This is a genomic window from Agrobacterium sp. El2ro-1b, from assembly GCF_048298475.1.
Lineage (GTDB): Bacteria > Pseudomonadota > Alphaproteobacteria > Rhizobiales > Rhizobiaceae > Agrobacterium > Agrobacterium fabrum.
The window spans coordinates 985,077-996,256 of record NZ_CP103458.1; the positions used below are offsets into that span (position 1 = coordinate 985,077).

At 61.3% G+C, this 11,180-nt stretch carries 8 protein-coding genes; 5 read left to right on the forward strand and 3 right to left on the reverse strand.

Annotated features, from left to right (window positions below):
• Positions 1-31: 31 nt before the first annotated feature.
• Positions 32-6,397 carry a hypothetical protein gene (locus NYR50_RS04900; protein WP_418136941.1) on the reverse strand — a complete coding sequence of 2,122 codons (6,366 nt, stop codon included), beginning with the start codon at positions 6,395-6,397 and terminating at the stop codon, positions 32-34.
• A 476-nt stretch (positions 6,398-6,873) separates the two neighbouring features.
• On the opposite strand from NYR50_RS04900, the gene NYR50_RS04905 reads away from it, so the two are divergent.
• Positions 6,874-7,242: an Hpt domain-containing protein gene (locus NYR50_RS04905; RefSeq protein ID WP_418136942.1), complete on the forward strand. Its 369-nt coding sequence runs from the start codon at positions 6,874-6,876 to the stop codon at positions 7,240-7,242.
• 130 nt (positions 7,243-7,372) lie between these two features.
• Positions 7,373-7,693 carry a 2Fe-2S iron-sulfur cluster-binding protein gene (locus NYR50_RS04910; protein WP_418136943.1) on the forward strand — a complete coding sequence of 107 codons (321 nt, stop codon included), beginning with the start codon at positions 7,373-7,375 and terminating at the stop codon, positions 7,691-7,693.
• Positions 7,694-7,999: 306 nt separating this feature from the next.
• On the opposite strand, the gene NYR50_RS04915 is transcribed toward NYR50_RS04910, so the two are convergent.
• Complete coding sequence (locus NYR50_RS04915; protein ID WP_418136944.1) at positions 8,000-8,626, reverse strand: DUF922 domain-containing Zn-dependent protease; 627 nt, start codon at positions 8,624-8,626, stop codon at positions 8,000-8,002.
• A 179-nt stretch (positions 8,627-8,805) separates the two neighbouring features.
• Between NYR50_RS04915 and folP the strand changes: the two genes are divergently transcribed.
• From folP to folK, 3 genes are all read left to right on the forward strand, one after another.
• A complete protein-coding gene (folP, locus tag NYR50_RS04920; RefSeq protein ID WP_418136945.1) occupies positions 8,806-9,591 on the forward strand; it encodes a dihydropteroate synthase in 786 nt (261 codons plus the stop codon).
• Positions 9,592-9,669: 78 nt separating this feature from the next.
• Positions 9,670-10,035, forward strand: coding sequence for a dihydroneopterin aldolase (folB, locus tag NYR50_RS04925; RefSeq protein WP_006312576.1), 366 nt, complete (start codon positions 9,670-9,672; stop codon positions 10,033-10,035).
• A complete protein-coding gene (gene folK, locus NYR50_RS04930) occupies positions 10,019-10,555 on the forward strand; it encodes a 2-amino-4-hydroxy-6-hydroxymethyldihydropteridine diphosphokinase (RefSeq protein ID WP_418136946.1) in 537 nt (178 codons plus the stop codon). The genes folB and folK overlap by 17 nt, the downstream gene beginning before the upstream one ends.
• Positions 10,556-10,569: 14 nt before the next feature.
• On the opposite strand, the gene NYR50_RS04935 is transcribed toward folK, so the two are convergent.
• On the reverse strand, positions 10,570-11,130 hold the full coding sequence (locus NYR50_RS04935) for a hypothetical protein (protein ID WP_174008308.1): 561 nt from the start codon (positions 11,128-11,130) through the stop codon (positions 10,570-10,572).
• Positions 11,131-11,180: the final 50 nt, after the last annotated feature.

An 11,180-nucleotide genomic window follows, 5' to 3' on the forward strand; every position in this document is an offset into this window, starting at 1 on the left:
GGAGAAGATTCCTCTCCGCGTTACCTTTCTGTCAATTAAACCGGCCGGCCGCATGGGCAAGCATCGTATAGACCTTGCCGGTATCGGAGGTGAGGTAGGACTGGGTGACGCTCCGGTCGCGGTCGGTGCGGGCCACGTCGGCGAGAAGCTTCTCGAAATCCGTGATATAGCGGTCCACGGCGGTGCGGAATTCCGCTTCCCGTTCGTATTTGCGCTTGATCTCGTCAAACGTCGTCTGGCCCTTCAGCGTGTAGAGGCGACGGGTGAAGACGTCACGCTCGCCACGCTGGTAGCGGCGCCACAGTTCCACGGAGGCATCGTGATCGATGGCGCGGGCGATATCGACCGAAAGCGAATTCAGCGATTCCACCATGTGCCGGGGATTGCGGGTGTCGGCCGCACGGGTGGGCTGCTGCTCAGTGCTGGCGCGCGGTGTGGATGCAACCGGCGTCTCCTGGGATGCACCGCGCAGGAGATCGCTGATCCAGCCGCCACCTTCTTCCCGGCGTCCGGCCGGGTTGGTTGCGACCGGCTGTGCCGGGGCGGGTGCCTGACGATTTTCGACTTGGCGGTTTTCGACCTGGCGGTTCTCAAGCGGCAGCGTGCCACGCAATGCGGGGGCAGGCTGAGGCTGTGCCGGGCGCTGCTGCTGCACCGGAGCGGCTGCCGCCGGCTGCGGACGCGGCTCGACGCGGCGTTCTGCGGCCGGCTGGGTTGCGGCGATGGCACGGGCGACCGGTTCGGACACTTCCATCTGGTGGGTCGAACGACCGACTAGCTGGGAAATATCCTGCAGGGCCTTGATCTGTTCGGAAACGGCGCGGCGCATGGCGGCCGCACTTTCCTTGGCCTCTTCCGGCAGGTCGAAGGCGCCACGCTTCAGTTCGGCGCGGGTCGCATCCAGCTCGCGGCGGATATCGTGGCTGGAACGGCGGATTTCGTCTGTCGCTCCTGCGAAGCGGCTGACGGCCTCCTCGACGGCTTGACGTAGCGTTTCCTTGAGGTTGGCGGCGGCAGCATTGGATTTCTCCGAGGCACTACCGAGAAGATTGTCGACTTCCGACAGCGAGGATTCGACGCCACCACGCAGGCGGTTGACCAGCTCATCGGAATATTTCTGCGCGTCGGACAGCGTGCTTTCGATCGAGCGGCTGGCATCCTGACCGGCAGAGAGCAGGGCGCCCCGCATGGTCTGTGCCGCAGAGCGCGCGCGCTGTTCGGTCTCATCGAGCGAGCGGCCGATATCGGAGAAGGAGGCCTGCAGATTGTCACGCAGATTACCGGCGACATTCTGCGAACGCTCCTCGGCCTCGTTGAGGGTGTTTTCCACGACGCCAACGACATTGCGCATGGCGCTTTCGATTTCTTCGGAGCGCTTGACGAGGCCGACCGACAGGCTGCGCAGCGCATCCTGACGCTCTTCCAGTGTACCGACGAGGCTCGACTGTGCCGCATTGAGAAGTTCCGACGCCTGGCTCAGCACCTTCGAATGTTCCTCGAAGCGGCCAACGATGCCAGCGACCTGCGCCAGTGTCTGGCCGGAAATATTCGACAGACGGTCGATCTTTCCTTCGAGCAGACGGCTGGAGCTGGAGACCATGTCGGCAGCCTGCGAGGCCGATTCGGAGAAGCGGGTTGCAGAGGCATTCAATGCTTCATCGGCCGCGCCGAAGCCCTGTGCCGCACGCTCGACGGCGGAGTTGAAGTTGGTCGCCGACTGCTCGACGATCTCGGCCATGCTGTTATGGGTCTGCGACAGCATATCGGTGCTCTGGCGGGTAGCGGCGACAAGTTTGTTGGCCGCATCGCTGCCCGAGCGGGCATATTTCTCGATACCCTCTTCGACGGCATCCGCCATGGCGGTATGCGTCTGCGACAGCATGTCGGTGCTCTGGCGGGTAGCGGCGACGAGTTTGCTTGCCGCATCCGTGCCGGCATTGGCGTAGTCACTGATCGCCTGTTCCACCATGCCGACCATGCCGCTGTTGCTCTGCGACAGAAGCTCTGCGCTCTGCTGGGCAGCGGAAACGATCTTCTCGGCGGCTTCGCGGCCGATGGTGGCATATTCGTCGACGACGGGTTTCGCCTTCTCCTCGATCAGGCGCGACAGTTCCGCAGAACGGCTGGCCAGCATCGAGTTGAGTTCGCGGGTGCGGTTATCAAGCGCCGAGCGGATGGATTCACCGCGTGCATCGAGGGCGGATTCGACACCCGTCAGGGTCTCGGAAATGACGCCGACTTGCGAGCGGACGACGGCTTCAGCCTCGGCAACCTTGTTGACGATGATGTTGCCGGCTTCGGAGAAGGTCTGGGCGACGGCAGCGGCCTGGCCGGAGAGACGCGTCTGCGCATCCGAGATACGATTGACGATCTCGCCAGAACGTTCCTCGATGGCCTTGGTGAAGGCCTCGTTCTGCGCCTGTACCTGGTCGGCAAATTCCGAACCGGACTTTGCGAGCAGGGCGGAGGAGCGAGCCGCTTCGTCGCCGATGTTCTGTGTGGCGGAGACAACGGCGCCGCGCAGGCTGACGGCGAGATCGCTTGCCTTGCCCTCAATGGTGCGGTTGACGTTTTCGAGACCGATCGTCAGCGCCCGGTCCATGGTGCCGAGGCGTTCGTCGATACGGGCCGTGCCGGCATCGAAGGTTTCGGCCAGACGGCTGGTACGGTTTTCGAACGTGTCTGCGACGCGGGTCGTCTGCTCGTCCAGAATGCCGGTAATGCGCTCGGCGGCCTCGTCGCTGGTGCGGGCAAACACAGCCGTCTTGTCTTCCAGCGCGTCGGCGAAGCGGCGGCCGGCATCTTCGATCGAATTGTTGACGTTGGCCAGATCACCGCCGACGCGGGTCTGCAGGGCGTCGAGAGAGGTCTCGATGCGGGCGCCGGTCTCGTCGAGACGTGTGGTGACATTGCCGATCGAGGTTTCGATACGGGTGGAGAGGGCGTCGGTCGCCCCGCCGATTTCACGGGCGGCTTCACCGATCTTGACGGCAATGTCGCCGGCGCTGTTGCGAAGGCGCTCTTCCAGCGTTGCCGCACTGCCGTCGATTGCCTTCTGCAGCGTCTCCTGCTGGGTTTCGAGCGACAATTCGAGCATGCTGGCGCTGGAGGCGACCGTGGTGCCGATCATCATCGCCTGCTCGGAGAGCATGTCGCCCATCTGGGTGGTGGCGGAGCTGAGCGTCGCGGCAAGGTCCGCCTGGCGCTGGTCAAGCGCGGTACGGATTTCTTCGTGCGATTGCGACAGATTGTTTTCGAGACGCGAGACGCCTTCTTCCACCGTCTGCGCAAAACGGCTGCTGCCATCTTCCACGACGTTTTCGATGCGGTTGGCGGCAACGGACACGCTCTGTTCGATCAGGCCGCTATTGCGCTCCAGCGAACCGGCAATACGCTCCGCCTGCGAACCAAGCATGGTTTCCAGCCGCTCATGGCCGCTGGCAAGGGCATTCTCAAGCGTGAAGGCCGTGGCTTCGAGACGCTGGCCGACGCCGGCAGCGGCAAGCGAAAGCGACGAGGCTCTTGCATCCATCGCTTCAGCGATTCGCTCTTCGACACCGGAAATCGTCATGTCGAGTGCCATGGTGCGGCTGTCGAGCGCCTCGGCGATGCGTTCTTCCGCGCCTGACACGATGCCGGAAAGGGCAGCGGTACGGCTGTCGAGCGCACCGGCAATGCGGTCCTCAACGCCGGCAACGGCGCTCTGCAGGGCGGCGGCGCGGCCATCGAGAATATCAGTGATCTTTTCCTCGACGCCGGAGAAGCTCATGTCGAGCGCCATGGTGCGGCTGTCGAGCACATCGGTGATTCGCTCTTCCGCGCCGGAAACGACGGTTTTCAGCGCATCCGTGCGGCTGTCGAGCGTGCCGGCAATACGGGTCTCGGCATTTGCCACCAGTTCGCCAAGGGCGGCGGTGCGTGTGTCGAGCGCTTCGGCTATCTTTTCCTCGGCGCCGGAGAAGGTCATGTCGAGCGCCATGGTACGGCTGTCGAGAGCATCCGCGATGCGCTCTTCGGCACCCGAAACCACGGCATTGAGCGCGGCGGTACGGCCATCAAGCGTTTCGGCGATACGGGTTTCAGCACCGGCAACCACGTCGCCGAAGGTGGCCGTGCGGCTATCGAGCGCCCCGGCGATCTTTTCTTCGGCGCTGGCAACAATGCCTGTCAGGGCGGAGGTGCGGTTATCGAGCGTCTCGGAAAGCCGTTCCTCGACATTGGCAAAGGTCATGTCGAGTGACAGCGTGCGGCTGTCCATCGTGTCGGCAATACGTTCCTCGACACCGGAAATCGCGCTGGAAAGAGCGGCGGTGCGACCGTCAAGCGTATCGGCGATACGGCTCTCAGCGCCGGAGACGACATCATGCAGGGCGGCCGTGCGGCTTTCCAGCGTGTCGGAGATGCGGTCCTCAATGCCGGAAACGGCGCCGGTGATGGCTGCGGCCCGGGTTTCGAGCGTTTCCGTCAGGCGACGTTCGACGTCGGCAACAACGCTGTTGATCGCGGCGGCGCGTTCATCGAGCATTGCGGCAAGGTGTTCGGCCGTGCCGGAAACCGAGCCGGTAATGGCGAGAGAACGGCTGGCAAGTGCTTCGTCGAAACGGTCCTGGCTGGCCGAAAGCGCGCCGAACAGGGCGTTGCTGCGTTCCGCCAGAACGGTATCGATCTTCGCGTGCGAATTGGTGAAGGCATCGGTGATTTCGGCGGTGCGCTGGCCGATGGCGTCGCTGAAGGCCTTGGTCCGGCTTTCAAGCGCGCTTTCCAGCATTTCCTGACCCGTGCCCAGCGCAGTTGCGAGCGCCAGCGACTGGTCGGTCATGGTGCTGCCGATGCGCTCAAGACCGCTTGTCAGCATGGTGTCGAGGGCTTCGGAGCCGCCGGCAACGGTTTCGTTGATGCGGGCGAGGCTTTCCATCAGCTTGCTGTCGAGGCTGCCGGCGCGCTGGTCGAAGGCGCTGGCAAATTGCGCCACATGCTCGTCGAAGGCCGAATTGACCTGGCCGACCGTCGCTTGCATGCGCTCTTCGTAGAGGCCGGAGCGAAGATCGAGATCCATGATCGCATCGTCGGCGGTGCTCTGCAGGCTCTGGCGGAAGGAGAGGCCCTTTTCTTCAAGTGTCGTGGACAGCTTGTCGAGAACCGTATCCAGCGAACCGCCGATGACCTGCTGGCCGCGTTCGATATTGCGGTTGAGTTCCAGCGAGCGCGTGGACAGCGTCTCGTTGAGCTGGCGGGTGCGTTCCTCAAGCGCGCTGTTGAGGCTTTCCACGCCGCTATCCAGCGTCGATGCATGGATCGCAAAACGCTCCAGCAGTACTTCACCGCGCTCGTCCAGCGTCGAGGTGAGGTTATGCAGGCGCATGTCGAATTCGTTTGATATCGTCGAGCCGGAGGAGTTCAGCGCCTGCAGCAGGTTCTCGGTCTTGGCGGCGATCAGGCTGCCCATCGCTTCGGTAGAGGCGCGCGATTTTTCAAGCAGCGCAGCCGAGCGTGTATCGATCATCGAGGCGAAAGCCTCGCCGGTTGTGGCGATCCGCATCGAAAGCTCTTCGCCGACGATGGAGAGTTCTTCCTTGATCTGTTCCTGCGCGCCGACGATGGAGGAGCGGATGCGCTCGGCATGGTTGACGATGGCGTCGCGCTCGGCGGTCAGTTCCTGCACGAGGCTGCGCACGCGCAATTCGTTGTCGGCGTAGCTGCGCTCAAGCGCGTTGACTTCGGAATGTACGAGTGTTTCGAGTTCCGTCGCGCGGGCAATGGTGCGCTCGATACCGTCATTCATGGCCGAAACTTCGCGGCGAACCGCCTGGCCGACGGACATGATGCGGTCGGACGCCACCGTTTCGGGTTCCGCAAGGCGAAGGGCAACTTCGGCCATGGAGCGGGCGGCGTTGCGCAGATCGCGGGCGCGCGCCATCATGATCGCGAAGGCGAAGAACAGCATGACGGGAACGAGGATGCCGACGACGATCGCCATCAGGCCGGGGATGGCGGTGAGATCGGCGAGCGAGCCGATACTCCACAGCGCATTGCCGTAAAGAAGATGTGCGATGCCAAGACCGCCAAGCGCCCAGATCACCGACATGATCGTGGCGTTGCGCAATGCGCCGCCGATGGAGCCGCCTTCCAGCGATTTCAGGATCATCGCCGGGCTGCGCTTGGAGCCGTCATTGGCGGCTTCGAGATTGGGCGATCTGGGCGTCTGTTCGGTAGGCGCGCGGGCGGCCTCGGGAGCAGGGGTCTGTCTGCTTGCTTCCTTCACTCTGGCCTCCGGCTGCTTCGGCTTTGCAGTTTTCCGCGTCTCCGGCTTTTCTTCGAAAGCGCCAAGCTGCAAGGCATCTTCCAATGCCTGAAATGCAGTCTCGTCGACAGAGTCGCTGATCTTGTTATTCGCCATGCGGTTACGCCTCGTTACACATACGCCCGGCTTCATGCCGTTGACCCACTTGCGATCAGCAAGCGGACTGCCGCCATCATGCCAACGAAACTTTCCCTCAAGAAAGAGCAGTTCCGCCACTTACCAAATCCCGAATTGCTGGTGGTCCAGCTTTCGGGCGAAATTACATCACTGTGCCGCAATAACAAAGCTTGAGCTTAAGCCCTGCGAGAACGGCAGTACCGTAGTGACACATTTAGGTGTTCGAAACAATTAATGCGGATTTGCGACGGCAGCGAAGTGTCGGCTTTTTAACAGTTTTTAAACCTGAGTTTCACGCTGAACGCCTTGTTTCGCATAAGTTTAACATAAATTAACCATAGCAGAAGATTTTCGCCTGCGTCACGCCGTAATTTAAGCCGATAGCAGCCGCCAGCATGCGTGAATACGACACATATGTGACACGAAACAGGAAACGGCGAGACAGGATTCCAGCCATGGCAGCGGTCAGTATTGTTTTCGAAGCTCCCGATAATTACGGCGGCGCACCTTCCGTCAGCAAGAAGCCAATCGATTTCGATCACCTTGCACAGCAGACGATGGGCGACAAGGATCTGGAAATCGAGGTGCTGCAGCTGTTCAGCCGCAGCGCCCGCGCAGCCCTGCATGAAATGGCGGGCGCAGACACCAAGACCGTCATGGCCACCGCCCACCGTCTGAAGGGATCGGCGCAGGCCGTCGGCGCCTCCGCCGTTTCCGCGGCCGCGGCAGCGGTGGAGGAGATGGGCAATGACAGCGCGCTGATCGCAAAACTCGCCGCAACCATTGTCGAAGCTGAAAATTTCATCCTCAAGCTCTGTCGCTGAGACGCAAGCGATCAAATTTGCCATTTTGCAAGGCCGGGTTCAGCCTGTGTGTCCCGAAGCGGGTTGCCAAGGCGGGCCGGCCTTTCTATGTGTTTAGAACAATTCTCAGATCACATTTTGGATTTCCGGCATGACAAAACTCACCATCGTTGCCTTTGACGGCACGCCTCATGAACTCGACGTGAGCAACGGCTCCACTATCATGGAGAATGCGGTGCGCAACTCCGTTCCCGGCATTGATGCGGAATGCGGCGGCGCCTGCGCCTGCGCCACCTGCCACGTCTATGTCGACGATGCCTGGGCAGAGCGCGTCGGCGGACCAGAGCCGATGGAAGAAGACATGCTGGATTTCGCCTTCGAGGTTCGTCCCACCTCGCGGCTTTCCTGTCAGATCAAGATGAATGACGAGCTGGATGGTCTCGTTGTTCATGTTCCCGAACGCCAGGGCTGAAAACTTTCGGCATTGCCCCGCGCAGAAAAAGCCCCGCTCACCTGGTAGTGGGGAGCGGGGCGAGGCGGGTACGCAGCATGCAGGCGAGGGAGGAAACACCTGCGAGCCCTCAAGTGCGCACCGGGAGAACCGGAGACGGTTGCAACCGTTGCACCGCCGTGGGTCGCAACCATTCCAAACCGTATAAACAAGCTACAATGAGTCTTGCCGCCCGCACCATGACGAGAATTCACGGGTGATATCGGACATGACGTTACGTCATGTCCCTGTTGTTCCTTGATATTTGGGAAGGGCTGCCAACAACCGTCAGCGGCGGGCCTGACCCTGTTCCAGCCGGTTTTTCAATAGCCGGGTCATGCGGGCATCGAAGTTTTTCGATTCCACCACGTCGAAGCGCATCTGGTCGCGGTCGTGCTCGTCCATCACGGTCTGGGTGATCTTGCCGACCATTTCCTGCAGCGCCTCGCAGCTTTTCTGCGGGCGAAGCGACGTCAATTGTCTTTCAAGCGAACGGGCATGGGTACGGGCGATTTCCGCGTGGCGTTCCTCGTGGCGCTTGATGTCGGCAAGCAGCGTATCCCAGATGAAGGCCAGTTCCGCCGTGGTGCGGCGGCGGTTTTTCCATTGCGGCAGCAGAATGCGGGTGTTCAGGAGCACCTTGGCCGTGCCGACGCTGCACATGCCGTTTTTTTCGACATAGGTGAGTTCACCGCCGAACTTGATCTCGGTCGCACCGGGATGGCGCGCGCCGGTATTGCGGGTCAGCGGGCCGTGCTTGGAAAGCTGCTGGTCAAGATCGGCTGCGGTTTTGCCGCTGACCGAAAAATAGGAATAGGTCTTGCGGACGATGGTTTCGGAAAAAGCCGGTCCGGACAGGGAAAGGGCCAATGCGCATGCGAAAACGGCGCAGAGAGCGCTTGATGATTTGGTCATGACCCGGCCTTCCGGTTGAACTTGAAAAAGGTTTGCTGCATAGGCGGAGCGGAACTTATAAGAATTGACATAACACTCCGTTATTCCCGAAAGGCGCGTGTTACGTGATAACAGTCGGCAGCAACGCGTGGCAAGCGGCCCATGGCCGCTCCCTGAAACTTGATGGGCGTGGCCGTATTATGGCCATCGTCAATGCAACGCCTGATTCCTTCTCCGATGGCGGCCGTTATCTTGCCGTCGATGCGGCTTTTTCCCATGCGCTGACCTGTGTGGAGGAGGGAGCCGATATCATCGATATCGGCGGCGAATCGACACGGCCGGGTGCTGCCGCGGTGACGGAGGCGGAAGAACAGGACCGGGTGCTGCCGGTCATCGAAAAATTACGCCGCGAGACCGATGTCCTGATTTCCGTCGACACCTATCGCGCCTCGACGGCAAGGCTGGCAATTGGCGCCGGCGCGCATATCGTCAATGACGTTTTCGGCCTGCAAAAGGATCCTGATATGGCGGGCGTGGTTGCCTCCACACGCGCCGGTATCTGCATCATGCATACCGGCCGCGACCGACAGAAGCTTGCCGACGTCATCGACGATCAGTTTGAATTCCTCAATCGCTCGCTTGATATCGCCGAGGCTGCGGGAATTGCCCGTGATGCCGTAGTGCTCGATCCCGGTTTCGGGTTTGCCAAGGATGAAAGCGAAAATGTCGCGCTGATGGCCCGCTTCGGTGAACTTGCCGCTTTTGGCCTGCCGGTTCTTGCCGGCACGTCGCGCAAGCGTTTCATCGGGTCGCTGACGGGCAGGGATGTGGCGGAGGAACGCGATATCGGAACGGCTGCGACCACCGCGATCCTGAGGCTCGCGGGTGCTTCGATTTTTCGCGTGCATAATGTCGCCGCGACCCGCGATGCGCTGGCTATTGCCGATGCGGTTCTTGCCAAATCGTCGGCAAAGGCCGATGCGTAGATCAACGAGTGCCGGAATGCCGTGTCCCGAAGATGGCGCGGCTTTCAGGCGAAACAATCCTGCCATGGAGGCGATGCGATGAGCCGCTATACCATCATCCTGAAAAACTGTTCCTTTTTCGCCCGTCATGGCCTTCTCGAGCAGGAGGAGGTGCTGGGCCAGCGCTTTTTCGTCGATGCCGAGATGGAAGTCGAGGCGGGTGACGCGCTGGAAACCGACGATATCGAAAATACCGTCGATTACGGCGTGGCTTTTGCCGTCATCGAAAAAAGCGTCGTCGGGCAGCGCCGTTATCTCATCGAGGCGCTGGCGAACGACATCGCCAAGGCGCTGCGGGCGCGTTATCCGCAGATCGTCTGGCTGAAGATCACGGTGCGCAAACCCTCGGCACCGGTTCCCGGCATTCTCGATTATGCGCAGGTGAGCGTTGAGCATCGTGCCTGAAAAGCTGACTGTCGCAGCACTGGGCCTCGGCGGCAATATCGGCGATCCCACTGCCGCCATGGCGCGGGCGCTGCGCGAACTCGACGCGCATGATGATTGCCGGGTGCAGGCCGTTTCCGGCCTCTACCGCACACCGCCCTGGGGAAAGACCGATCAGGCGGATTTCTTCAATTGCTGCGCCCTCGTAGAAACGTCGCTGACTGCGCCGGCGCTGCTGCAACTCTGCCTCGATATCGAAAGGGGCATGAAGCGGGTGCGAACGGAACGCTGGGGACCGCGCACCATCGATATCGACGTACTGACCTATGGCAATGAGGCTATCGTAACGGAAAGCATCGAGGTGCCGCATCCACGCATAACCGAGCGCGCTTTTGTGCTGATGCCACTTGCCGACATTGCACCCGATCTCGACGTCAAGGGAAAGCCGGTGCGGCAATGGCTCCAGCAGGCGGACAGGAGCGGCATTGTCCGCGCAAACGAAAAGCGGGAGTGGTGGACACTCCCGCTCGGCGATGACTGAGAAGATTATGGCTCTTATGGCTTGATAGAGCCGACGGCGATCTGGTCGATATCACGCGCCAGCGTGACGCCGATGACAGGGATCATCTGATCGGCGACCTTGACCGAAATGGTGATGTTCATCGAATTATCGCTCGAGACGCGGGCGACCATGGCGCCGTTCAGCTTGGCGCGGTTGATGCCGACGACGACCTTGTCACCGCTCACCTGTCCGGAGGTGATGTCGAGACCCTTGCCGGCGGAGCCGTCGAGGAACTTGCCCTCGTAGCTGTTGCCCTTCTGGCTGATGACAGCCGACATGGGCTGGCTGAAGACGCCGACGCGGCAGGTACCGCCGAGCTTGATGCCGGTCTGCTTGTCGTCGAGCGGTTCGCCCGTCAGATCGCAGGTGAATTTCGTGCCCTTGTATTTGCCGGCGACGATTTCGCCGGGGCCTTTCCAGCTGCCGGCCACCGAGCGGAAAAAGACGTCGTCGCGATCGCGTGATGCCGCATGGACGTCAGACAGGCCGAAACCGCCGCTGACGGACAAAATGGCGGCAAGTCCGCCCATAAGCGAAAAGAAGCGCGAATACATGATACTTTCCCCGGCGAAGAAGCCTGTTCGATAGGCTGCAATCTACCGGC

What these genes read in the sequence shown, in the direction of transcription:
- NYR50_RS04900 (WP_418136941.1), bottom strand. Translation starts at nt 6,397, where the DNA reads ATGGCGAATAACAAGATCAGCGACTCTGTCGACGAGACTGCATTTCAG.
- NYR50_RS04905 (WP_418136942.1), top strand. Translation starts at nt 6,874, where the DNA reads ATGGCAGCGGTCAGTATTGTTTTCGAAGCTCCCGATAATTACGGCGGC.
- NYR50_RS04910 (WP_418136943.1), top strand. Translation starts at nt 7,373, where the DNA reads ATGACAAAACTCACCATCGTTGCCTTTGACGGCACGCCTCATGAACTC.
- NYR50_RS04915 (WP_418136944.1), bottom strand. Translation starts at nt 8,626, where the DNA reads ATGACCAAATCATCAAGCGCTCTCTGCGCCGTTTTCGCATGCGCATTG.
- folP (WP_418136945.1), top strand. Translation starts at nt 8,806, where the DNA reads ATGGCCATCGTCAATGCAACGCCTGATTCCTTCTCCGATGGCGGCCGT.
- folB (WP_006312576.1), top strand. Translation starts at nt 9,670, where the DNA reads ATGAGCCGCTATACCATCATCCTGAAAAACTGTTCCTTTTTCGCCCGT.
- NYR50_RS04935 (WP_174008308.1), bottom strand. Translation starts at nt 11,130, where the DNA reads ATGTATTCGCGCTTCTTTTCGCTTATGGGCGGACTTGCCGCCATTTTG.